This window comes from Erwinia sp. JUb26 (assembly GCF_003751505.1).
Classification (GTDB): domain Bacteria; phylum Pseudomonadota; class Gammaproteobacteria; order Enterobacterales; family Enterobacteriaceae; genus Erwinia.
The window spans coordinates 332,560-355,480 of sequence record NZ_RJVB01000002.1; the positions used below are offsets into that span (position 1 = coordinate 332,560).

A 22,921-nucleotide genomic window follows, 5' to 3' on the forward strand; every position below is an offset into this window, starting at 1 on the left:
AGATTACTGCTGCAAATTCACCTGCTGCACCGCGGCGACCGCATGCATCTCCTCACTGCCGCCGCCGAGGCGCATACCGCGCACCGGGCAGGCATCCAGATAGTCCACGCCGACGGCCAGCTTCAGGTGCTGGCGGGTGCTGCGGGTGTTATTGGTGATATCAAAGCTGTGCCAGCTGCCGTCGATCCACGCTTCCACCCAGGCATGGGTCGCCACGTGCTCCACATTCTCAGTATACAGATAGCCGCTGACGTAACGTGCGGGAATCTGCAAACTGCGACAGCAGGCAAGAAATACGTGGCTGTGATCCTGGCAAACGCCGCTGCCGGCGGCAAAAACCTTCGACGCGCAGTCGGTCACGCGGGTGCTGCCCGGCTGGTACGGCATTTTCAATAGCAGTTCGCCCATCAGGCGTTCCAGGCTTTGCAGCGGGGCTTCCGGACGGTAGTAGCGGCGGGCGAAGTCGCGGATCGCCTCATCCGGCTGAGTCAGCGTGCTTAAACGCAAAAATACCAGCGGCGACAGTGCGTTAACCTGGTCGGCGGCAAACGCGCCACCGTCGATGATTTCCACCACGCCACGGGCCTCGATTGCAATCGCCTGATGCGGCGTATCCAGCGTCAGCACGTGCAGCACGTTGCCCCAGGCATCGGTGGTGCAAACCGCATCGCCCGGCAGCCGTAGCTCCCAGGAGATGATGCGCTGATGGATGGAATCCTGCGGCGTCAGGCGGAGGTACTGGGTGCTCTGCGTCACCGGGTCCTGATAGTTGAAACAGGTTTTATGTTCGATGGTCAGCTGCATTATTTCGCCTCCAGATAGGTGTGATGAATGCTGTCGGACAGGGTGGCCAGTTCGCCCAGAAACGCGCTGAGCCAGGCGTGCAGCCCGCGATCGAGTACCGATTCCCGGCTGCTGAAGCGCAGCTGCGCGTGCAGCACGCTGATCAGATAGCGCGGACGATCCTCGCCGCTGCTGCCGATCTGTTCGAGCAGCCCGGCGATCTCTTCCACGCAGGATCGCAGCGATCGCGGACTTTCCTCGCGCAGGATCAGCATTTCGTTCACGCCCTCCGCCGCCAGCTGCTGTTTGTAGATGCTGTGATAGGCTTCGCGGGCCGAAACCGAGCGCAGCAGCGTATCCAGCCGGTAGTATTCCCGCACCGTGTCGTCATCGGCATCCGAGAGGTACTGATACGCGTCCAGCAGGCGTGCGGTGCAGTCGGCGCGCTCCAGCAGCGTGCCGAGGCGGATAAAGTTCATCGCGTCGCCGCGCATCAGCGTGCCGAACATCGCACCGCGAAACAGGTGACAGCGCTCTTTTACCCAGTCAAAGAACGCATCCGCCCCGCCGCTGCCGACGCCGCGACGCCGGATCTTGCGCAGTTCAATCCAGCTGGAGTTAATGCTTTCCCACACTTCCGAGGACAGGCTGCCGCGCACCGCGTGGGCGTTATTCCACGCCGCCTGCCAGCAGTTATAAATGCTGGCCGGGTTGCGATCGTCGAGGGCAAAAAAGCTGAACAGCTGCGGCATCGCCAGCGCGTCGCTGACCGACCAGTACAGTTCACTGGTGTTGGTGAGGTTCAGCGGCACGCGCAGTTCGTTGTTGTGGCTGCCGCGCACCGGCATCAGCGACAGGCGGTTGGTGACGTCGAGAATCCGGGCAATGTTTTCCGCGCGCTCCAGATAGCGCGCCATCCAGTAGAGGCCAGTAGCCGTGCGACTCAGCATGCGTCATCCTCCAGAATCCAGGTATCCTTGGTGCCGCCGCCCTGCGAGGAGTTGACCACCAGCGAGCCTTCGGTCAGCGCCACGCGGGTCAGGCCGCCGGGCACCAGGCGGATCTCCGCGCCGCTGAGGGCAAACGGACGCAGATCGATATGGCGCGGCGCCAGCCCCTGTTCGACAAAGGTTGGGCAGGTGGACAGCGCCAGCGTGTTCTGGGCAATGTAGTTCTGCGGCCGCGCCTTCAGCAGCGCACGGAAATCCTCCAGCTGCTGGCGGCTGGCCACAGGGCCGATCAGCATGCCGTAGCCACCGGCACCGTGAACTTCTTTCACCACCAGCTTTTCCAGGTTCGCCAGCACCCAGGAGAGATCCTCCGGACGGCGGCACTGCCACGTCGGTACGTTGTTGAGGATCGGATCCTCGTCCAGGTAGAAGCGCACCATATCCGGCACGTAGGGATAGATGGATTTGTCATCGGCGACGCCGGTGCCGATGGCGTTGGCCAGCACCACGTTGCCGCTGCGATACACCGACAGCAGGCCGGGAACGCCGAGCATCGAATCCGGGTTAAAGGCTAAGGGATCGAGGAAGGCATCGTCGACGCGGCGGTAGATCACATCCACCTTGCACGGCCCGGCGGTGGTGCGCATCAGCACCGCGCCGTCTTTCACAAACAGGTCGGCGCTTTCCACCAGCTCCACGCCCATCTGCTGCGCGAGGAAGCTGTGCTCGAAGTAGGCGCTGTTGAAACGCCCCGGCGTCAGCACCACCACTACCGGATCGTTGACCGGTGAGCTTTCGCGCAGGGTTTGCAGCAGCAGCGACGGATAGCGCTCCACCGGCGCAATACGCTGATCGGCAAACAGTTCCGGATAGAGCCGCATCATCATTTTGCGGTTTTCCAGCATGTAGGACACCCCGGAAGGGGTACGCAGGTTATCCTCCAGCACGTAGTATTCGCCGTCGCCGTTGCGCACCATATCCACCCCGGTGATGTGCGCATAGATATTGCGGTGCAGATTGATCCCCTGCATGCAGGGTTGATACTGCTCGTTAACCAGCACCTGTTCAGGAGGGATAATGCCGGATTTCAGGATGTGCTGATCGTGGTAGATGTCGTGCAGGAAGGCATTCAACGCCTGGACGCGCTGGCGGATGCCTTTGTCGAGCATCGCCCATTCCGCAGCGGGTATAATGCGCGGTACGCTGTCGAACGGGATAAGCCGCTCCGCACCGCCGTCTTCGCCATAGACGTTAAAGGTGATCCCCACGCGGTGAAAGAGCAGTTCCGCTTCTTCACGCTTGCGCGCAATCGCCTGCTGGTCAGCCTGCTGTAGCCACTGCCAGTATTCCCGATAGTGTTGACGATAGTGTCCATCGCTCAGCAACATTTCATCATAAAAGTGCGACGCTAATTCATAGCTTTGATTCATGATTTCCCTACCGCTGTCTGTGAACCCACGATCAAAGCTGCACAAAGCGTGCCAGTATCCCGGCGCAGGGAGCACCCCGCGAAGCGCATGACGGCAACGTAAGCGGCAAATCGACGATTTGTTAGCAAAATGCCTGAAAATGAAGCATGCACTTTCTTTCGCACCGGAACGGTGCACGATCACAAAAAAGGAGGGTATGTTGCGCGAACTGGCTGCCACCACGCATAATAACAGGTGACAACCTCTGCCTGACGATACCTATGACTCCGTCTCTTATCATTCATCACTGGCTGATTGACCACGCCTCCGGTTCGCTGATCCATCAGATCACCGGTGAACAGCGTCGTCTTGGTGAGTATCAGCTTAAACTGTTGCAGGTTCTGGCCGAGCACGCCGGTGAAACGCTGACGCGTGAAGAGCTGACCAATCTGGTGTGGGAACGACGGATCATTGGCAACAACAGCCTGCCTAACGCCATTCACGCGCTGCGCCTAGCGCTGGAGGATGACGGCAAGCAGCAGCGTATTATTAAAACCGTGCCGAAGAAGGGCTATATTCTCGAAGCGGAATTCTGCCAGTCGGTGCCCCTCGCCGACGTGTTGCCGCAGGTGCAGGCTGCAGAGGATACTGTCCGTGAAGCGGTGGCGATCGAGCCGGGTGCGGGTGACGATGCCCCTGCGCTCGTTGAGGCGCCCGCGCAGCCGGCGATCCCATTATCCCCCCCGCCCCCCGTCCGGGAAGCCCGCTTCTGGCGCTGGCTGGTGCCGGGCCAGATCGTGCTGCTGGCCGCCCTGTTAGCGGTTATCGCCCACCATTATTTCACCGCCTCACCAACGCGGCTGCAGGAAAAAAATTCGGTGGCCTACAGTAACATTCGCCTGGTGGAGGTGCGCCGTGGCTGGGTCGGTTCATCCGCAGCCGACGATTTGAACAAACAGCTGGGGCCGGTGCTGTTTGCGCTGAACCAGTATCTGGAAAATCGACAGGTCAAGATGGAGGTGTTCTTTCTGACCTCCGGTGCGGCGCTCAGCTACACAATGACCTTCACTAACCAGTGCAACCGCAGGCAGCTGGCGATGAATATTATCAACTGGCGGACGGACGGCGCACAGCTGAGTGCGCTGATTTACCGGGAAGGCGAGAGAAAAATCAATGAAATGGCGAACTGTGTCAATAACTCTGCTGGCGATAACGCTGCTGCTGGTGCTGACGGCAACGCTGCTCAAGCTGCCGCCGTTCGGCAATAAGCTGCTGTTCAGCCGCGATTTTACCGGCTCAAATCTGCAGCTGGGCTATTACGACCTGCTGGCTCACCAGCGGGAGATTTATGACACCCGTTTTGCTGTTCAGGAGAAGACGGCGATCATGACGCTGACCAGCCCGAATGATAATCGCTTTATTGCCAAGGTCAGCCTGGAGCAGAAGAGCGTCAGCGGCAACACCGTATCGTTTAACTCGCATCAAATTTACTATAACGACAGCGGTTCAACGCGAATGATTAAAAACATCCTTGGCTACGCGCAGAATAACGATGTGCGTTTCGAAACGCTGGAATTTGGGGACGAGCAGCTGCTCATCACGCCGTCCGGCCAGATTTTTAACTACCATTGATCGCCCGGGGCTTAGCGTTCTGTGAACCTGGCGCGCCAGTTAGCCATCGTTTTCGGCATGCTGTTTTTGTCTTCTTCGGTGGTGGCATAGTGCAGTTGAATACCGTTGTCGTTTTTACCCGGCTCCACGCGCAGCGCCCATATTTTCCCCTCCGGGGTATACATGATCATCGCCGACTGGCGGTTGGCCATGCCCTTCACCCACAGCGTTAACACCGTTGCCCCTAAGCTGTCCTCATCCGTGCCGTAAACAAAGCTCGTCGCGGTGTCCAGATAGTGCTGATAATCGTCGCCGACCAGCTCACGAAAACGATCGTCAAGCGCCTTATCCGGCAGGATCCCCAGGGTCAGCAGCGTGGCGGGTGGGCGCGGATCGCTGGCGGCTTTTTCGTAAACGCCGTCGATGTCCATCTCGCCCGGCAGCAGCATATCGCAGCTGCCGTTGTTATCGCTGCTCACCTCCAGCTTGCCGTCGGCGCGCGGCACCAGAATAATCGCGCAGTGGCCGCCCCAGGCGATTTCACTGGTGTAGGCAACGCCGTAATAATCATTGACGCTGCCGCTTAGAACCGAGCTGTAGACGCCGCCCCACACCGTGGCATCCATTTTAAACCCCCAGTCTGCGGCGCTGTGGATCACAATTTTTCCGCCGTTGCCGTGGGTGGCGGTGGTATTCCACCAGACGCCCTGCCAGTCGAACGAAGCCGGAACGCCGTACAGCTGGCCGATGCCGTTCAGGTAGGCGCGCCGCAGGCAGGCATTGCTGACGCAGGCATCGCGCGAGCGGGTCCAGCGATCGGCGATGCTTTGTATCCGCTGCGGATTTTCGACCACCACGTCGCGGAAGGAGTCGGTGAAAAGACGGTCAAGCCACATCAGCTCTTTACTGTCGCAGATGGTGTTCTCTACCACCGTCGCGGCGCGCCCACAGTCGAGCGCCCGGGCGGAGGACATCCCCAGCATCATCAGCAGGAAAATCAGTAAAAAGCGGGAGCGGTTAACCATGTTGCCTGTCCATTTATTCTGTAATCGGCCCTGACGGGAGATCGGTAAAATTTTACACTGCGTCGCAAAATGCCGCGACAAACGCCCTTCTGCGTACAACTGTTATAGCCTAATAGCCCTAAACTGTGTCTGCTGTTACAGCTAAAACTGTGATTTACTTTCACTCTGCCCGGACTCTTTAAACAGAGGTAAAAAATGGAAGAAGTTAAACAGATACTGCTGCGCGAAATCGATACGCTCAATCGCGAGGAGCAGCGCGATAACAAGCCGCGTTTCAGCTTTAAGTTCCTGAAAACCCATCCGGGCCTTTGGGCTTCTATGTATGGCTGCTACGTGCTGACCGTTGCGCTGATCTTTACCACCGATTTTCTCGGCTGGCCTGCGTTTTGGGGTGCAACGCTGTTCGTCCTGCTGATGAGCGGGCTGATGCTGATGGATGTTAATCCAAAATATCGCTTCGAAGATATTGATACCCTCGACCTGCGCGTGTGCTACAACGGCGAATGGTACTATATCCGCACCCTGTCGCCGGAAGCGGTGAACGATATTCTCGGCAGCGAAAAGGTGCCGGATAACGTTAAGCAGGGCATCAACAAGCTGCTGTCGCTGAAGGGCGAAGTCGACTTTTACGACGTGTTCCATCTGGCCTGGGGCCAGAAAAGCGCCGCCACGATCTGATGCCTGCCGCGGGCGATCGGTTCACCCTTGCAGGGCCGATCGCCGCTACAGCAGTTCCCTAATCAGCGACCCCAGCGTCGCCACCGCCGCTTCCTGTGTTTCATCCCACCATGCGGTATTAAAGCGAAAATAGTTGGCATACTGCTCGCTGGAAGAGAACATTTTTCCGGGCGCGATGCTGATCTTCTGCTCCAGCGCGCGATAGTATAATTCCGTGGTGTTGACCTGTTTCGGCAGCTCAATCCACAGGAAGTAGCCACCGCGTGATTCGTTGATTTTCGCCCCGACAGGAAGATGCCGCTTCAGCGACTGCAGCGCCAGATTTTTGCGCTGCTCCAGCACCTGCCGCAGCCGACGCAGATGGCGGTCATAGCTGCGGGTACCGAGATAGGTCGCCAGCGCCTGCTGCATGGGTGCGCTGGTCGAGAGCGTGCTCATCAACTGAATGCGCTGGATGCGCTGGGCGTGTTTACCGCCCGCCACCCAGCCGACGCGGAAACCCGCCACCAGGTTTTTGGAAAATGACGAGCAGTGCAGGACGTTATTGTCACGATCGAAGGCTTTGGCCGGCAGCGGTTTTTCACTGCCAAAATAGAGTTCGCTGTAAACATCATCTTCAATCAGCGTGACGTTATGCTGCGCCAGCAGCGCCACGAGCTGCTGCTTCTTTTCCCGGCTCAGCGTGCAGCCGACCGGGTTCTGCTGATTGCTCATCATCCACATCGCTTTAATCGGCCAGCTTTCCAGCGCCCGGCTGAGCTCATCGAGATCGATGCCGGTTTGTGGATCGGTAGCGATCGCTACCGCCTTCAGCTTCAGTCGCTCAATCGCCTGCAGCGCACCGTAAAACGACGGATTCTCAATCGCCACCCAATCGCCCGGCTCGGTCACCGCCTGCAGGCTGAGGTTGAGCGCTTCCATCGCCCCGTTGGTGATGACAATTTCATCCGGCGAGACCTGTACCCCCTGCAGGGCATAGCGCTGGGCCAGAGTTTTACGCAGCGCTTCATTGCCCGGCGGCAGATTGTGCAGGGCATCGACCGGCTTCATGCTGTGGGAAACGGTGGTCAGTGCCCGCATTAGCTGGCGCTGAGGGAACAGCTCCGGGTCGGGGAAGGCGGATCCAAAGGGAACGATGTGCGGATCGCGACAGGCCTGCAGAACATCAAAGATAAACGCATTGATATCCACCGACTCGGCCAGCTGCAGCTTTTGATGGCTGACCGGCTGGCTGAGAAATTCGGCGCGTGGCGCAACGTAATAGCCCGACTGCGGGCGCGAGATAATCCAGCCCTGGCTTTCCAGCACCTGATAGGCGTGCATCACCGTCATCAGGCTGACGCCGCTGAGGCTGACCTGCTCCCTCAGCGAGGGCAGTTTTTCACCCGGTAGCCAGATTTCCGTTTCAATCTGCTGGCGGATTTGAGCCACCAGCTGTTCATATTTCGCCACGACTGTTACAGGCCATTGTCATCAAAAAGTGAACTATTATAGGTCAGCCGCTGCGCACAGTACAATCACCCGGCATCGGCGGCCTTTGTCTGCACCGGCGTGTTTTCGGCAACCTCTTCTGACTTATCAGCCTTGAAAAAGTCTGCCAGTTCCGGGACCTTATCGGCCGCCAGAGGCCGCCCCAGCAGGTAGCCCTGCAGGGTATTGCAGCCGAGGCTGGTGAGGAACTGCTGCTGCTCCGGCGTTTCCACCCCTTCCGCCACCACCTTCAGGTTCAGGGTTTGCGCCAGCGCCACGATGGCGGAAACGATGGTGGCGTCTTCGGTCTGCTCCTGCAGCTCTTTCACAAAGGCGCGGTCGATTTTCAGCTCGCTGGCCGGAAGCCGCTTGAGGTACAGCAGGCTGGAGTAGCCGGTACCGAAATCATCAATCGATGCCTTCACGCCCAAATCGGTCAGTTGAGTAAGGATACGAATGCTTTCATCCGGATCGCGCATCGCGGTGGTTTCCGTCACCTCCAGCGTCAGTTGCTCAGCCGGGATCTGGTGCGTCGAAAGCGCTTTGATGACGGTTTCAACCAGCCCGGTTTGCTCAAACTGAAGCGCCGAGAGGTTGACCGCCACCGACCACTGGCTGTTACCCTGAAGATGCCAGACGCGAAGCTGGCGGCAGGCTTCATCGATCACCCAGTTGCCGATGCTGATTATCAGTCCGGTTTTTTCCGCCAGCGGCAGGAAGACATCCGGCGTCAGCAGCCCGCGCTGTGGATGCTGCCAGCGCAGCAGCGCCTCGAAGCCCACCACGGGACCGTCCGGCGCGCGGAATTTTGGCTGATAGAACAGGCGAAGCTCGCCGTTGTCCTGTGCCATCCACAGATCGTTAATCAGCTGGCGCTGGTTCTGCGCGATGATGTTCATTGAGGGCTGGAAGAAGCTGAAGCCGTTACGGCCTTTGTTCTTGGTGTAGTACATCGCCGCATCGGCGTTAAACATCAGTTCCCGCTCATCCACTCCGTCACCCGGGAAGACGGCCACGCCGATGCTGAGTGAGACCTGCAGTTCATAGCGGGAAATATCGAACGGCTGCTCAATGCTCTTCACCAACGCACCGGCGACCACCGCCGCATCGTTCGGGTCTTCAATCTCCATCAGCAGCACAAACTCGTCGCCCCCCAGACGCGCCAGGGTGTGATGCCCCAGCAGCAGCGACTTCATCCGCTCGGTAACGGCTATCAGCAGGCTGTCGCCAATATGGTGGCCGAAGGCATCGTTAACGCCCTTGAACCCGTCCAGATCCATAAACATCAGGGCAAACTTCGAGTTTTCTCGCGTGGCTTTATTGATCGCCTGATCGAGCCGGTCTTCCAGCAGAATACGGTTGGGTAAACGCGTGAGGTTATCGTGCAGTGCCAGCTGAGCCAGCTCGCGGTTGGCTTCCGCCAGTGAGGTTGCCAGCAGCGAGGTTCGCGCCTGCAGACGGGCATCCAGCATGGAAATCAGCAGGGTAATGCCGAGGATCGACAGCGTGACCACCACCACCAGCACCGCCAGCCAGTTGCTGTTGACCCCCATATGCGTGGCATGGCTGTCCATCGGGAAGCTGGCCGCCGCCATGCCGGTGTAGTGCATGCCGGCAATGGCAATGCCCATAATCAGCGACGCGCCGCCGCGCATCAGCGTCAGGCGGCCGGTTCCCTGCCGTAGATGGAAGGCCAGCCACAGCGCGGCCCCGGAGGCTGCCAGCGCAATCAGCACCGACAGCGCAACCCAGCCCCAGTGCCAGACAATGCCCGGCTGCACCATCAGCGCCGCCATACCGGTGTAGTGCATCGCCACCACCCCGCTACCCATAATCACCGCCCCCACACTGAGCCGGTACCAGGGCAGTTCGCCGTAGCACACCGTCCACAGTGCGAAGATGGAGGCCGCCACGGCGATCACCATCGACACCACGGTCAGCGTGGCGTCATAGCTCATCACCATCGGCAGGCTCATCGCCAACATGCCAATAAAATGCATTGACCAGATGCCAATGCCCATGGCGAAGCCACCGCCGAACAGCCAGAGCCGGGCCACTTTACCGCTGGCGGTGGCGACCCGCCCGGCCATATCCAGTGCGGTGTAGGAAGCCAGGAAGGCAACGATAAACGAGATAATAACCAGCAGCTGGTTGTAGGAACTCATTAACATGTGACGATCTCGGGAGCTGTATGTCAGGGCCTGAATCTCCCCGTCTCAACTAAGCTGACCCGAATCGATTGGGATCCAGCCGCCGCTACGGGATGAAAATAATTAAAGAGGCTGATTTCACTATTCGAATATCCCTATAATTTATAAAGTTTATTAATCTTCCTCTCCTTCAGAGTGAAAATAGCATCACCTCAAAATTTCACCTAGCTCGGTCTAAGATAATTCTTGAAAAGTTTCCATCCAGCCGCGCCTCAGAGGGATCTTTCATCAAGGACCTTCATCGCCAAAATTTATTTTTTTTTCTTGCGGAGGCTTCACAGCGGGGAAAGCGCTGCCTATAGTTAATTCAAATAATTTAACCTGTTAAGACAGGTAACATAATATGACCGAGGTACGCTTCAGTCATAGCTTGGCTATTTTTCCATTATCCTTGCTGCGTTTAGCGTTGCTGACGTGGTATTTCATCAGGCGAAAAAGTTCTTTACTCTCTTTAATCATTAAGGAATGGTTATGAAAATAAAGCTTTTTCTGCTGGGCTGTGGTCTGACTATGGGTGTGGCCACCTCGGGGATTGCTGCAACCACCGGGACCATTGGGGCAACACTGACATTAACCGCTGGCTGTCTGGTCAACGGACAACCGGCCACCACCAACGCCAACTTCGGTTCACTTAACTTCGGTAGCCAGGTCGCCACCTTCGGTGCCTTGCAGGCCGCGGTAAGCGGGTCGCAAGGGGCGGGTATTTTCGTCCGCTGTACCGCTGGTGAAGACTACAATCTGCAAATTACGGGCAGCCTAAACACCGCGCCTACCACGGTGTTCGGCACCGCTCCGACCACCGGTGCGCGCTACCTGATCCGCGCCACCGATGCAACGCGCGGCGTGGTTTATGGCCTTTACCCTTCTGCGGCGTCCACCACGCCGATTCTCAATAATACCACCATCACTCCGCTGGGAGCTGCCGACCAGACCTACGGCGATAACTACACTATCTTCGGTAAAATCGCCGGCAATAACAGCGCCCTCGTCCCCGTCGGGGTTTATGTCGACACGATCAGCGTAGCCGTAAACTACTGATAACTGGAAAATAAAGTATGGTGCCGGATCGCATCCCTTCACTGACGTGCTACTGGCACTTACTTACTCCGCTGCTGCTATTCAGCAGCAGCGGGTGGTCCATGCCGAACCCCGTCGCCGTTGAGGTAAAAGCCAGTATCGTCAATGGCTGCGTGGTTTCCGGTACTAACCCAGGCGCAATAGGTACGCTAAATTTCGGTACGCTACCCGGCATCAACTCTACTGCGACAACGGCGAGCGCCGTCTTCGCCAACAATACCACCATCACCCTGGCCTGCACGCCGGGCACCACGCTGACGATGAGCATTAATGGCGGACTCAACTACGCCAACAGCACCCGCAATATGAAGATTGCGAATAATACCAATCTGGTGTCTTACGCCCTGTATACCAATGCCGCGCATACCACGGCGATTCCGCTAGATACAGCTCTGAACGTCACTTATAGCAATGCTAACAATATTACGTTGCCGATTTATGGCCTGGCGCAGATCCCCAGAGTTAACCGGGCCGGCACCTACACCGATACGTTAACGGTAACGTTAAACTGGTGATTTATTTCGAAGAAAGGAACCGCTTATTATGAAACGCTCGCTCATCACCGGATTCGGCTTTCTGCTTTTAGCGTCTATGACAACATTGAACAGTTGGGCGGCAAACTCGGTGCTGCTTTGGCCGATCGACCCGAAAATTGCGAGCGATGAGAAAGCCACCGAGCTGTGGATGGAAAACCGCGGGGATAGCACCACGCTGATGCAGATTCGCGTTTTTCTCTGGCAGCAGAAGGACGGCCAGGACCAGTATCAAACCCAGCAGCAGGTGCTGGCCAGCCCGCCGATGGTGCGGATTGAGCCAGGAAAAAAACAGCTGATTCGCCTGGTGAAACAAACGCCGGTCCCTGCCGGTGAAGAAACGGCGTTCCGTATTCTGATAGACGAGATCCCGTCGCCGCAGGCGCAAAATACATCGCAAAATCAGGCAGGGCTGAATTTCCAGATGCGCTATACCGTGCCTCTGTTCGTTTACGGTAACGGTGCCAGCGTCGCCAGCAGTAAGCCGCAGCTGGCATGGAGGCTGGTCAACAAAGATGGCCACCAGGCACTCGAAATTACCAACAGCGGTAGCGGGCACGCTCGCCTGAGCCATGTATCGCTCGGCGGACGCAGCGTTTCCGACAGCCTGCTTGGCTACGTTTTGCCGAATTCGACTAATACTTTCCCTCTCAGTTTTCCGGCAGCGGCGAATGCGGAACTGAGTGCGCAACTGAGCGATAAAACCGTCTGGCGCGGCCGCAGTTCCCGCTAACTGATGAGGATTGACTTTGTGGCGTCAACTCCCCTGAAGCTGGCCATTACCGGTCTGAGCGGCTGCCTGCTGCCGCTGTTCGCCGGTGCTGAAACCTGGAACGCACTGCCACCACCGCCGGCAGTGCAGGCCACTGCAGGCGAGGCACAAAGCTGGATGCTGGGGCTGTCATTGAACGGCTACGATACCGGTGAGGTAGTCAGCGTTCAGTTCCAGGGCGATCACTATGTGATGCGCGCCGGAGACTTAATGAAGGTTGGCATCCCCAGTTCGAAGATTAACTCGACTATGATGGACGTTTCGTCGATGGAAAACGTCAAGGCCGAGTATGATCGTCAGGGGCAGCGCCTGCTGCTAACGGTGCCGCCGGAGTGGCTACCGCAGCAAACGTTCGGTAAAGCCATCCAAAACGGTCCCCGCAGTGACGGCCTCAGCAGTTCAGGTGCGCTGTTCAATTACAATGTTTACGGCAGCCAGACCGACGGCGGCGGCAGTCGACTTTCGGCCTGGAACGAACTGCGTCTGTTTGGCGGCTGGGGGCAGTTTTCCAACAGCGGCATTTTACAGCGCCAGCTTTCCGGAGATGCCGATCTGGGCAATACCTACACCCGCTATGACACCTGGTGGTCGAATCAAAATGAAGATAATGCGCTGACCCTGCGGGTTGGCGATTTGGTCACCGATTCCCTCGCCTGGAGCAGCAGCGTGCGCGTCGGCGGCATTCAGCTGGCGCGTGATTTTTCGCTGCGCCCCGATTTAATTACTTACCCCCTTCCCTCGTTCTCGGGCCAGGCCGCCGTGCCGTCCACCGTCGACCTGTTCGTTAACGGTTTCCGCACCAGCAGCAACAGCGTGCAGCCCGGCCCCTGGTCGATGACCAATCTGCCGTTTGTTAACGGCGCGGGCAATGCGGTGGTGGTGACCACCGATGCCCAGGGACGCCAGGTAACCACCACCCTGCCATTTTACGTCGCCAGTAATCTGCTGCAGAGCGGCCTGTCGGACTATGCGATTTCCAGCGGAGCGCTGCGTGAGAACTACGGCCTGGAAAACTTTGACTATGGCCCGCTGACCGCCAGCGGCTCTTACCGCTATGGCTTAACCGACTGGTTAACTCTGGAGAGCCACGGCGAAGCGGCCGAGTCGCTGGCGCAACTGGGCGGCGGCGCTCAGCTGCGGGTCGGTTCGCTGGGCGTGGTCAACGGGTCCGTTAGCCAGAGCCAGATGATGGGGCAAAGCGGCAATCAGTACAGTTGGGGCTATCAGTACAGCACGGGCCTGTTTTCCTTAGGCATGCAGCAAACGCTGCGCTCCAGCGGCTATGGTAACCTCGCCCTGTACGGTGACCGTAAGAATGGCGAAACGTGGAACAATGCCGACCAGGATTACTACACGCTGAGCCGGCGCAGTGCCCAGTACAGCGCCAGCCTGTCGCTGGATCAATACGGTAGTCTGGGTGCCGCGCTGATCGACATTACCAGCGGCAACGGCGATCGCACCCGTCTAATCAATCTGACCTGGAGCCGCGGACTATGGGGCGGCAGCAGTATTTATGTCTCCGCCAGCCGGGACGATCAGGCGGACAACTGGGCGGGAGCCATTTCGCTGAGCGTACCGTTCAGCAGCCTGATCAGCGGCGGGACCAGTATAGAACGTGATGCTGAGGGCAAAAATTCCCAGCGGCTGTTTGTCTCCCGCGCGATGCCGAGCGACGGCGGCTTCGCATGGGATGCGTCCTGGGCAAATCAAAGCAGCGGCGGCGACTACCGCCAGGGCAGTCTGCGCTGGCGTAACCAGCAGGTGGAAACCTCCGGTGGCTTCTACGGTGACGATGAATACATGACCAAATGGGGCCAGGTTAACGGCTCGCTGGTGCTGATGGACAGCCAGCTGTTTGCCGCCAATCAGGTGACCGACTCCTTTGTTCTGGTGAAAACGGGCTATCCGAATGTCGGCGTGCGCTTCGAGAACCAGCTGCAGGGCAAGACCAATAATAAAGGGTACTTGCTGGTTCCGCGCGTAACCTCAAACTATGCCGCCAAATATGATATCGACACGCTCGACCTGCCCGCTAACTTGGGCACCGCAGATGTGGAAAAACGCGTGGCGGTGAAGCGCCATAGTGGCTATATGCTGGATATGGAAATCAAGCCGCTGCGTGCCGCCAGCGTGATTATCAACGATCAACACGGCCAGCCGCTGCCGGTGGGCACCGCGATTACGCGCACAGCTCCACCGGCCGAAGTGGTGGGCTGGGATGGTATCGTATGGATGGATAACCTCGAACAGCGTAACCCGATTCGTGCACGTACGCCGGACGGGCGCACCTGCGAGACAGAGCTGACGCTGCCGAAAGAACTGCCGGACACGCTGGTGACTTACGGTCCACTGATCTGTACGTTGTCGTCCCCTTCAGGAACTACGCCATGAAAAGAGTATTTTTATCCCTGACCTTTATCCTGCTGATGAGCGGGTCATGGCTGGCGCAGGCCGCCTGTACGCTTAGCCCGACCAGTGCGACGGCCAGCTTTGGTACCATGACCTCGTTTGCGGTCACCACCGCGCAAACCACACTGAATGGCACCTACACCGTCGACTGTGGTGCCGGGGTATTAACGTTACTGGGCAACGACAATATCACCGTTAGACTGACGACTGCGACCTTCTCATCCAGTACGACCCAGGCGGCACTTGGGCTGGGCACCGATCGTATACCGCTGCAGGTGTGTACCGACGGCAATTGCGCATCGGTGGTCACACTGGGCGGCACGGGGGTGATCATTCCCCGTAGCACCCTGCTGGATCTCGCCGGGCTGTTGAATGGGTATCGCTTTCCAATCCCGCTGTATGTGCGCCAGATGCCCGGCGCGGTGGTCGCGGCAGGTAACTATACCGTGGTACTGACGGTGACATTTACCTATGACATCTGTACCGCTATTGGCATAGGCAATCTCTGTGTGCTGGGCAACCGCCAGCAGGGCACCTTATCTCTGCCGATTACGCTAAATATGACCGTCACGCGCGACTGCACTACCATTACCGCGCCGGGCATCAACTTCGGCAGCGCGCCGCTGCCCGCCAACTTTCTGACGGTCAGCCAGTCGCTGAATGTGATCTGCACCAAAGGCAGCACCTATACCGTCGGCATTACCAACGGCGGCTACGCGGTGGGCACACAGCGCTATATGGCGTCCGGTAGTAACCGACTGGCCTACCAGATTTACAAAGGCACCACCGGCACAACCTACTGGGGTCCGACCGGCACCGACCGCGTGGACAGCAGTACGGCCAGCTCAACCAGCACCGATGGCTTGACCAAGACCTTCAGCTATCGTGCGCTGATTATCAGCACCCAGACGCCGCAGCCGGCGGGAAGCTATCTGGATTCAGTGTCGGTGGATGTGTCGTTTTAAGATTCGCGCTAACGGGTTCGAGCTGGTCTGTTGTCTGGCAGTTAGGTGCTGACGCCTACGGGCTGTCCCCGCTCATCCGGCGGTCCTCGCGCCGCTTCGCGGTGCCATCACTCCGCTCGTCAGCCTCACGGACCGGCACAGACGCGCGTCCTGCGCGGCTGTGCCTTTCGTCCGCGTCCATTCGGCCGAATCCGGGCCTCCTCTCTTCGTTCAGCGCTGCGGATTGCCGGATGAGCGGGGACAGCCCGTCTGCTTTGCTATGTTCGTGTTGCCTTTGCGATGACCACAACCAAAGCGAGCATGATTTAACCGGGGAAGCTGTTTCTGTGGTGATTAGGCAATCCGCAGCGCTGAGGCGCAGGCGGCGGGGCCGGAGAGATCAGCCACCAGCGATACATATAAAAAAACCGCTATCTAAAAGACAGCGGCTTTAATTTAAACCGGAGAAACATCACCTGAAACGGTAGCCCTCAAATCGGCCACCGCGACCCGATTATTTCGACACGGTTTCCATGCCCATCAGGCCAATCTTCAGATAACCCGCCTGACGCAGCTTATCCATCACGCTCATCAGCGTTTCGTAACTCACTGACTTATCGGCCTGGAAGAAGATAGTCGTATCTTTCTTGCCTTCGGTCTGCTTAACCAACGCATCCACCAGCGTCTCTTCCGATACCGCATCGTTACCGATAAACAGCTGATTATCGGCCTTGATAGACAGATAAACCGGTTTTTCCGGGCGCGGCTGCGGCGAACTGGTTGAGGCCGGCAGATTGACGCGAACGTCAACGGTGGCAAGCGGCGCGGCGACCATAAAGATAATCAGCAGCACCAACATCACGTCGATAAACGGCGTCACGTTGATTTCGTGCATTTCACCGTTGCTATCGAGGTCTTCGTTTAATCGCATTGCCATAGCGCTTAACCTACCCGCAGTTTCTGCGCCGACTGAACGCGGTGAGAACCTTCGCTAGCGGCAAGGTCAAGATCGCGGCTTTGCAGCAGCAGAACCTGTGCAGCCACATCGCCCAGGGACGCTTTATAGCTGCCAATCATGCGGGCAAACACGTTGTAGATAACGACCGCAGGAATCGCCGCAACCAGACCAATCGCGGTGGCCAGCAGCGCTTCCGCGATGCCCGGTGCCACAACGGCCAGGTTGGTGGTCTGGGTTTTTGCAATCCCGATAAAGCTGTTCATGATGCCCCATACAGTACCGAACAGACCCACGAATGGCGCAATCGCACCGATGGTCGCGAGGTAACCATTACCGCGACCGGCGTGGCGGCTGAAGGCAGCAACGCGGCGCTCAAGGCGGAAGCCGGTGCGCTCTTTAATGCCGTTGTTATCATCGGTACCGGCGGACAGCTCCAGCTCGTTTTCGGCTTCTTTAATCAGCAATGCGCTGAGGCTCTGACCGGTGAAACCGGCGCTGGTTTTTAAGGCTTCGTCCAGCGAACGTACGGTTGCCAGCTGCTGCTGCTCGCGCTTCAGACGTCGGCGTGCGGAACTCAATTCGATTGTTTTGCTAAAGAAGATGGCCCAGGTGACAACGGATGCCAACAACAGTCCAATCATTACGGCTTTAACCACGATGTCTGCATGCTGGTACATGCCCCAGACGGAAAGGTCCATCTGCATCAAATCATTTGTCACGCTGTGTCTCCAACATCTAATTGCTGATAGCGAAAAAATTCAGGCCAGATCATACCAAACCCGTTAGGAATTGATAGTAGTTCTCATTACTATTTACACCCTATAAGACATTTTTTGAACAATTTTTTTCTCATTTACGGATGTGATGGCGCTCACAGTGAAATTTTATCACTTACCCGCAGGCCGAATACCTCCAGAGAGGTAGCCGTGTTAACGTAAAAACATCACTGAATAAAGAGACCGTTTTAATGACCAGCAAAAAGATCGAAACGGCCCTGGTGGCCGCCGGACGCAGCAAAAGATACACCCAGGGATCGGTAAACAGCGTGATCCAGCGCGCCTCTTCTCTGGTGTTCGACACCGTGGCCGATAAGAAACGCGCCACCGCCGGGCGCGCCAACGGCGAACTGTTTTATGGTCGCCGGGGTACTCTTACCCACTTTTCACTGCAGGATGCGATGACCGAACTGGAAGGCGGTGCGGGCTGCGTGCTGTATCCGTGCGGTGCCGCCGCCGTCGCTAATGCCATTCTGGCGTTTGTTGACGCCGGGGATAACGTGCTGATGAGCGGCAGCGTTTATGAGCCGACTCAGGATTTTTGTACCAAAATTCTCAGCAAGCTGAACGTCAGCACCACGTGGTTCGATCACTGCATCGGCGCTGAAATTGCCGATTTAGTGCAGCCTAACACCCGCGTGGTCTTCCTCGAGTCGCCGGCCTCCATCACCATGGAAGTACAGGATATCCCGTCAATCGTGGCGGCGGTGCGCAGCAAAGCGCCCGACGCCATTATCATGATCGATAACACCTGGGCCGCCGGGATCCTGTTCCGCGCGCTGGATTTCGGCGTGGATATTTCTATTCAGGCGGCGACCAAATATCTGGTTGGCCACTCTGACGCGATGATCGGCACCGCCGTCGCCAATGAGCGCTGCTGGGCGCAGCTGCGGGAAAACTCGTATCTGATGGGCCAGATGGTGGATGCCGATACCGCCTATGTCACCAGCCGCGGGCTGAGAACGCTGGCCGTGCGCCTGCGTCAGCATCAGGAGAGCAGCATTCAGATTGCGCAGTGGCTGGCGGAGCGCGATGAGGTTGAGCGGGTGAATCATCCGGCGCTGCCGCAGTGCAAAGGGCACGAATTCTGGAAGCGCGATTTTAGCGGCTGCAGCGGCCTGTTCTCCTTTGTGCTGAAGGAGCGTCTGAGCAATGAGCGCCTGGCGCATTACCTGGATAACTTCAGCCATTTCAGCATGGCCTACTCCTGGGGCGGCTACGAGTCGCTGATCCTCGCCAATCAGCCCGAAGAGCTGGCGGCTATCCGTCCCGCAGGTGGCGTGGATTTTAGCGGCACGCTGGTCCGGGTGCATATCGGACTGGAGCACGTTGACGATCTAATTGAGGATCTGCGCGCCGGCTTCGACAGACTGAGCTAATAATCTTCGCTGCTTCAACAAATTATCAATAAGGCGCGCTGTTCGCGCCTTTGATCAAGATATCGATCGTGATTTGCGAGTACTATAGGGACATAGCTATAGCTGTAGTTAATGGGATAACGAATGGGTGTTTTACACGAGATTGTTCAGGCGCTGTGGCATCAGGATTTTACCGCGCTGGCCAATCCGGATGTGATTTGGGTTGTTTACGGGATTATGTTTATCACGTTGCTGCTTGAAAATGGTTTGCTTCCGGCGTCATTTCTCCCGGGCGACAGCCTGCTGCTGCTGGCCGGTGCCATGGTTGCCAAAGGCGTTATGGCGTTTATTCCCACCATGATCATCCTGACCGCCGCCGCCAGTCTTGGCTGCTGGCTGAGCTATTTGCAGGGCCGCTGGCTGGGCAATACCCGGCTGGTGAAGGGCTGGCTGCTGCACCTTCCTGCACAGTACCACCAGCGGGCGTGGAACCTGTTTAACCGTCACGGACTGCTGGCGCTGCTGGTTGGCCGCTTCCTTGCCTTTGTACGGACGATCCTGCCGACCATGGCCGGGATTTCCGGGCTGAAAAACGGCCGCTTCCAGCTGTTTAACTGGCTTAGCGGGCTGCTGTGGGTGACGATTCTGGTGACGCTCGGCTATGGCATCAGCCAGGTGCCGTTTATCAAGCGCCATGAGGATCAGGTGATGGCGATTCTTATGATCCTGCCGCTGGTGCTGCTTTGTGCCGGGCTGACCGGTAGCGTTGTGCTGGTCCTGAAGCGTAAAAAGGCCCGTTAATCCGGGCCGGTTTTATCCAGGCTGGCGCATCCGCGTCATCTCTTCCCCGGGCGTCACGCCGAAGTAGCGTTTGAACTCGCGCGAGAACTGCGAGGCGCTTTCATATCCCACTTTCATTGCCGCCACGCTGGCCTTCATCCCCTCCTGCAGCATCATCATGCGAGCCTGGTGCAGACGGTAGCTTTTCAGATACTGCAGCGGCGAGGTGCTGGTCACCGCCTTAAAGTTATGGTGGAACGCCGAAACGCTCATATTGGCTTCCGCCGCCAGCAGGTCAACGCTCAGGTTATCGGTGAAGTGATGCTCAATGCGCCGCAGCGCGCGGGCAATCTGGCTAAACTGCGTCTGCCGACTCACCAGCGCCAGCAGCGCACCGCCGCACGGCCCCTGTAGTACGTAGTAGAGGATTTCACGCACCAGCTGCGGCCCCAGCACGCGGGCATCACGCGGATTTTTCATCATGTCCAGCAGGCGTTCGGTGGCGCAAAGCATCTCTTCCGTCAGCAGCGCCGAGTGAATACCGCAGGTTTTCGCTTCAGGGTGGAAGGCGTCGTCGTCGCCAATGTCCATCAGCAGGTCCTGCAGCTTCAGGGGATCGACCCGCAGCATCAGACCGGCCAGCGGCGCTTCCGGCGTGGCAAAGGTTTCGCACTCGAACGGCAGCGGCACGGTCAGCATCAGGTACTTATTGGCGTCATAGCTGAAGACGCTGTTACCCAGATAGCCGGTCTTCTGGCCCTGAAACAGGATCACAATTGCCGGCTGATACATCACCGGAGTACGCGCCATATGCTTGTCGGCATAAATCAGTTTGATGCCGGGTACCGACGATACTCCCTTGTTCTGCGTGACCAGGTCGATCACCCGGTGAGCCAGCCGTTCACACGTCGCGTTTCTGTCCATTCACTCTTCCCACCGCTGAAAGTTTTACGCCAGCATCATCGCCTGACGTTCAGTATTTCTCCAGCAGTTTGGAGAATCAGGCAAGAATCCGGCAGAAATGTGCATTGAGCAATACTCACCTGCTGCGCACAATGATTCATCTGATAAACGTCATACTCCCAGGATTACCGCGATGAATAATTTCGTACTGCACACCCCCACCCGCATCCTGTTTGGCAAAGGACAAATTTCCCAGCTCGCCGACGCGATCCCCGCCGACAGCAAGGTGCTGATCCTTTTTGGCGGCGGCAGCGTCAAGAAAAATGGCGTGATGGATCAGGTCTACAGCGCACTACAGGGTTTTGATCTGCAGGAGTTTGGCGGTATTGAGCCTAACCCGGACTTCTCTACGCTGATGAAAGCGGTGGAGATCGTTAAACGGGAAAACATTACCTTCCTGCTGGCCGTTGGCGGCGGGTCGGTGCTGGACGGCACCAAGTTTATCGCCGCGGCGGCGCTGTATCCGCAGGATCCGTGGCATATCCTGGAAACCGGCGGCGCTGAAATTGAACGGGCGCTGCCCGTCGGATCGGTGTTGACGCTGCCCGCTACCGGCTCCGAGTCCAACCGCAGCGCGGTGATTAATCGCCGTGCCACCCAGGATAAGCGGGCGTTTCGCAGCAACCATCTGTTCCCGCTTTTCGCCGTGCTGGACCCGGTTTATACCTACAGCCTGCCGCCGCGCCAGATCGCCAACGGCGTGGTGGATGCCTTTGTGCATACCGTTGAACAGTACCTTACCTTCCCGGTTGACGCCCGCGTGCAGGACCGCTTTGCCGAAGGCCTGCTGCTGACGCTGGTGGAAGAGGGCCCGCGCGCACTGGCCGAACCGGAGAATTATGACGTCCGCGCCAACGTGATGTGGAGTGCCACGATGGCGCTGAACGGACTGATCGGTGCCGGCGTGCCGCAGGACTGGTCCACCCATATGCTCGGCCATGAGCTGACGGCGCTGCACGGCATCGATCACGCGCAGACGCTGGCTATCGTGCTGCCGTCGCTGCTGAACATCAAGCGTGATACCAAGCGTGAAAAACTGCTGCAGTACGCGGAACGCGTCTGGGGCATCACCGAAGGCAGCGAGGCGGAGCGTATTGACGGAGCGATTGCCGCCACGCGCGATTTCTTTGAGCAAATGGGCATAGCCACCCGCCTGTCCGACTACCAGCTCGACGGTTCGTCAATCCCCGCCCTGCTGGAAAAACTGGCGGAGAAGGGGCTTACCGCACTGGGCGAACGCCAGGACATCACCCTTGAAGTCAGCCGCCAGATCTATCTGGACGCACGCTAACCCCCACCAACCCTCCGCTTATCGACTAGACTTATTCCCATCAACCGGTGCCCGTGCACCGGTTTTTCCGCAGAAAAGGAGCGAACATGGCAGAGCAACCAATCATTAAACTGCACGATGGCAACAGGATGCCGCAGCTTGGGCTGGGCGTCTGGCAGGCAAGCGTGGATGAAGCCCGCAGCGCGGCGGTCACTGCGCTGGAGGTCGGTTACCGTTCGATCGACACCGCGGCAATCTACAAAAATGAAGAGGGTATTGGCCAGGCGCTGCGCGAAACCGACGTGGCGCGGGACGATATTTTCGTCACCACTAAACTGTGGAATGACGACCAGCTGAACGCCGAAGAAGCGCTGGAAACCAGCCTGGAAAAGCTGCAGCTGGACAGCGTTGACCTCTATCTGATGCACTGGCCGTGCCCGGAAAAAGACACCTTTGTCGCCGCCTGGCAGGCCATGATTAAACTGCAGCAGCAGGGGCTGACCAAAAGTATCGGCGTCTGTAACTTCAACGAACCCCACCTTAAACGATTGCTGGATGAAACCGGCGTCAGCCCGGTAATCAATCAGGTGGAGCTGCACCCAATGCTGCAGCAGCGCACGCTGCATTCATGGAACGCAATGCATCATATTCAGACAGAATCATGGAGCCCGCTGGCGCAGGGCGGTGAAGGCGTGTTCGATCAGGACATTATCAAACGGCTGGCGCAGAAATACGGCAAAACCCCGGCACAGATTGTCATCCGCTGGCATCTGGACAGCGGCCTGGTGGTGATTCCGAAATCCGTCACGCCATCACGCATTAAAGAGAATTTTGAAGTCTTTGATTTCCGTCTTGAGAAAACGGAAATCAGTGAAATTGCCTCACTGGATCGCAATAACCGTCTGGGCCCGGACCCGGAAAGCTTTAACTAAGGCCATACCGTTT

Annotated in this window: 21 protein-coding genes; 12 read left to right on the forward strand and 9 right to left on the reverse strand. The window is 57.8% G+C overall.

Translation table 11 applies throughout. From position 1 onward, the window contains the following. Positions 1-3: 3 nt before the first annotated feature. From EC836_RS06630 to EC836_RS06640, 3 genes are read right to left on the reverse strand one after another with little or no spacing between them, the layout of a single operon-like run. Complete coding sequence (locus tag EC836_RS06630; protein ID WP_123331348.1) at positions 4-804, reverse strand: transglutaminase family protein; 801 nt, start codon at positions 802-804, stop codon at positions 4-6. Continuing rightward, positions 804-1,733: an alpha-E domain-containing protein gene (locus EC836_RS06635; RefSeq protein ID WP_123331350.1), complete on the reverse strand. Its 930-nt coding sequence runs from the start codon at positions 1,731-1,733 to the stop codon at positions 804-806. Before EC836_RS06635 ends, EC836_RS06630 begins: the two co-directional genes overlap by 1 nt. Continuing rightward, positions 1,727-3,163 carry a circularly permuted type 2 ATP-grasp protein gene (locus EC836_RS06640; RefSeq protein ID WP_123331352.1) on the reverse strand — a complete coding sequence of 479 codons (1,437 nt, stop codon included), beginning with the start codon at positions 3,161-3,163 and terminating at the stop codon, positions 1,727-1,729. Before EC836_RS06640 ends, EC836_RS06635 begins: the two co-directional genes overlap by 7 nt. Positions 3,164-3,423: 260 nt before the next feature. Here EC836_RS06640 and EC836_RS06645 point away from each other — a divergent pair, with 260 nt between their 5' ends. Continuing rightward, complete coding sequence (locus EC836_RS06645) at positions 3,424-4,410, forward strand: transcriptional regulator (RefSeq protein ID WP_123331354.1); 987 nt, start codon at positions 3,424-3,426, stop codon at positions 4,408-4,410. Then, on the forward strand, positions 4,331-4,774 hold the full coding sequence (locus EC836_RS06650; protein ID WP_233599151.1) for a hypothetical protein: 444 nt from the start codon (positions 4,331-4,333) through the stop codon (positions 4,772-4,774). The genes EC836_RS06645 and EC836_RS06650 overlap by 80 nt, the downstream gene beginning before the upstream one ends. Before the next feature lie 11 nt (positions 4,775-4,785). On the opposite strand, the gene EC836_RS06655 is transcribed toward EC836_RS06650, so the two are convergent. Continuing rightward, a complete protein-coding gene (locus tag EC836_RS06655) occupies positions 4,786-5,778 on the reverse strand; it encodes a lysozyme inhibitor LprI family protein (RefSeq protein WP_123331358.1) in 993 nt (330 codons plus the stop codon). A 195-nt stretch (positions 5,779-5,973) separates the two neighbouring features. Between EC836_RS06655 and EC836_RS06660 the strand changes: the two genes are divergently transcribed. Continuing rightward, entirely contained in the window at positions 5,974-6,456 is a 483-nt protein-coding gene (locus tag EC836_RS06660; protein ID WP_123331360.1) for a YlaC family protein, read from the forward strand. A gap of 45 nt (positions 6,457-6,501) precedes the next feature. On the opposite strand, the gene EC836_RS06665 is transcribed toward EC836_RS06660, so the two are convergent. Continuing rightward, on the reverse strand, positions 6,502-7,908 hold the full coding sequence (locus EC836_RS06665; RefSeq protein WP_123331362.1) for a PLP-dependent aminotransferase family protein: 1,407 nt from the start codon (positions 7,906-7,908) through the stop codon (positions 6,502-6,504). 65 nt (positions 7,909-7,973) lie between these two features. Continuing rightward, positions 7,974-10,097 (reverse strand): bifunctional diguanylate cyclase/phosphodiesterase, encoded by a 2,124-nt coding sequence (locus tag EC836_RS06670; protein WP_123331364.1) that lies wholly within the window; start codon positions 10,095-10,097, stop codon positions 7,974-7,976. A 510-nt stretch (positions 10,098-10,607) separates the two neighbouring features. On the opposite strand from EC836_RS06670, the gene EC836_RS06675 reads away from it, so the two are divergent. The 5 genes from EC836_RS06675 to EC836_RS06695 all read left to right on the forward strand — a co-directional run bounded on the left by EC836_RS06675 (position 10,608) and on the right by EC836_RS06695 (position 15,892). Then, a complete protein-coding gene (locus EC836_RS06675; RefSeq protein ID WP_123331366.1) occupies positions 10,608-11,174 on the forward strand; it encodes a spore coat protein U domain-containing protein in 567 nt (188 codons plus the stop codon). Between the two features lie 17 nt (positions 11,175-11,191). After that, the gene (locus EC836_RS06680; RefSeq protein ID WP_123331368.1) at positions 11,192-11,728 is read left to right on the forward strand and encodes a spore coat U domain-containing protein; all 537 of its coding nucleotides are present in this window, start codon (positions 11,192-11,194) and stop codon (positions 11,726-11,728) included. Positions 11,729-11,804: 76 nt separating this feature from the next. Further along, positions 11,805-12,479: a molecular chaperone gene (locus EC836_RS06685; RefSeq protein ID WP_370347166.1), complete on the forward strand. Its 675-nt coding sequence runs from the start codon at positions 11,805-11,807 to the stop codon at positions 12,477-12,479. An 18-nt stretch (positions 12,480-12,497) separates the two neighbouring features. Continuing rightward, positions 12,498-14,909, forward strand: coding sequence for a fimbria/pilus outer membrane usher protein (locus EC836_RS06690; RefSeq protein WP_370346906.1), 2,412 nt, complete (start codon positions 12,498-12,500; stop codon positions 14,907-14,909). Next, complete coding sequence (locus EC836_RS06695; RefSeq protein WP_123331374.1) at positions 14,906-15,892, forward strand: spore coat U domain-containing protein; 987 nt, start codon at positions 14,906-14,908, stop codon at positions 15,890-15,892. Before EC836_RS06690 ends, EC836_RS06695 begins: the two co-directional genes overlap by 4 nt. Positions 15,893-16,385: 493 nt before the next feature. Here the strand turns inward: EC836_RS06695 and exbD are convergent, their stop codons facing one another. Next, a complete protein-coding gene (gene exbD, locus EC836_RS06700) occupies positions 16,386-16,808 on the reverse strand; it encodes a TonB system transport protein ExbD (protein ID WP_105592504.1) in 423 nt (140 codons plus the stop codon). Between the two features lie 5 nt (positions 16,809-16,813). Beyond that, positions 16,814-17,548, reverse strand: coding sequence for a tol-pal system-associated acyl-CoA thioesterase (exbB, locus tag EC836_RS06705; protein WP_123331376.1), 735 nt, complete (start codon positions 17,546-17,548; stop codon positions 16,814-16,816). A gap of 248 nt (positions 17,549-17,796) precedes the next feature. Between exbB and metC the strand changes: the two genes are divergently transcribed. Both metC and EC836_RS06715 read left to right on the forward strand, forming a co-directional pair. Further along, complete coding sequence (gene metC / locus EC836_RS06710; protein WP_123331378.1) at positions 17,797-18,984, forward strand: cystathionine beta-lyase; 1,188 nt, start codon at positions 17,797-17,799, stop codon at positions 18,982-18,984. 123 nt (positions 18,985-19,107) lie between these two features. Further along, a complete protein-coding gene (locus EC836_RS06715; RefSeq protein WP_123331380.1) occupies positions 19,108-19,764 on the forward strand; it encodes a DedA family protein in 657 nt (218 codons plus the stop codon). 12 nt (positions 19,765-19,776) lie between these two features. On the opposite strand, the gene EC836_RS06720 is transcribed toward EC836_RS06715, so the two are convergent. Further along, positions 19,777-20,667 (reverse strand): AraC family transcriptional regulator, encoded by an 891-nt coding sequence (locus tag EC836_RS06720; RefSeq protein ID WP_123331382.1) that lies wholly within the window; start codon positions 20,665-20,667, stop codon positions 19,777-19,779. 172 nt (positions 20,668-20,839) lie between these two features. Here EC836_RS06720 and yqhD point away from each other — a divergent pair, with 172 nt between their 5' ends. Together yqhD and dkgA are read left to right on the forward strand one after the other, a co-directional pair. After that, a complete protein-coding gene (gene yqhD, locus EC836_RS06725; protein ID WP_123331384.1) occupies positions 20,840-21,997 on the forward strand; it encodes an alcohol dehydrogenase in 1,158 nt (385 codons plus the stop codon). A gap of 86 nt (positions 21,998-22,083) precedes the next feature. Beyond that, on the forward strand, positions 22,084-22,908 hold the full coding sequence (gene dkgA, locus EC836_RS06730; RefSeq protein WP_123331386.1) for a 2,5-didehydrogluconate reductase DkgA: 825 nt from the start codon (positions 22,084-22,086) through the stop codon (positions 22,906-22,908). Positions 22,909-22,921: the final 13 nt, after the last annotated feature.

Coding starts and splice junctions, on each gene's coding strand:
- EC836_RS06715 (WP_123331380.1), top strand. CDS start 19,108: ATGGGTGTTTTACACGAGATTGTTCAGGCGCTGTGGCATCAGGATTTT.
- EC836_RS06635 (WP_123331350.1), bottom strand. CDS start 1,733: ATGCTGAGTCGCACGGCTACTGGCCTCTACTGGATGGCGCGCTATCTG.
- metC (WP_123331378.1), top strand. CDS start 17,797: ATGACCAGCAAAAAGATCGAAACGGCCCTGGTGGCCGCCGGACGCAGC.
- EC836_RS06670 (WP_123331364.1), bottom strand. CDS start 10,097: ATGTTAATGAGTTCCTACAACCAGCTGCTGGTTATTATCTCGTTTATC.
- EC836_RS06655 (WP_123331358.1), bottom strand. CDS start 5,778: ATGGTTAACCGCTCCCGCTTTTTACTGATTTTCCTGCTGATGATGCTG.
- EC836_RS06660 (WP_123331360.1), top strand. CDS start 5,974: ATGGAAGAAGTTAAACAGATACTGCTGCGCGAAATCGATACGCTCAAT.
- EC836_RS06645 (WP_123331354.1), top strand. CDS start 3,424: ATGACTCCGTCTCTTATCATTCATCACTGGCTGATTGACCACGCCTCC.
- EC836_RS06720 (WP_123331382.1), bottom strand. CDS start 20,667: ATGGACAGAAACGCGACGTGTGAACGGCTGGCTCACCGGGTGATCGAC.
- exbD (WP_105592504.1), bottom strand. CDS start 16,808: ATGGCAATGCGATTAAACGAAGACCTCGATAGCAACGGTGAAATGCAC.
- dkgA (WP_123331386.1), top strand. CDS start 22,084: ATGGCAGAGCAACCAATCATTAAACTGCACGATGGCAACAGGATGCCG.
- EC836_RS06675 (WP_123331366.1), top strand. CDS start 10,608: ATGAAAATAAAGCTTTTTCTGCTGGGCTGTGGTCTGACTATGGGTGTG.
- EC836_RS06630 (WP_123331348.1), bottom strand. CDS start 804: ATGCAGCTGACCATCGAACATAAAACCTGTTTCAACTATCAGGACCCG.
- EC836_RS06680 (WP_123331368.1), top strand. CDS start 11,192: ATGGTGCCGGATCGCATCCCTTCACTGACGTGCTACTGGCACTTACTT.
- yqhD (WP_123331384.1), top strand. CDS start 20,840: ATGAATAATTTCGTACTGCACACCCCCACCCGCATCCTGTTTGGCAAA.
- EC836_RS06695 (WP_123331374.1), top strand. CDS start 14,906: ATGAAAAGAGTATTTTTATCCCTGACCTTTATCCTGCTGATGAGCGGG.
- EC836_RS06640 (WP_123331352.1), bottom strand. CDS start 3,163: ATGAATCAAAGCTATGAATTAGCGTCGCACTTTTATGATGAAATGTTG.
- EC836_RS06685 (WP_370347166.1), top strand. CDS start 11,805: ATGACAACATTGAACAGTTGGGCGGCAAACTCGGTGCTGCTTTGGCCG.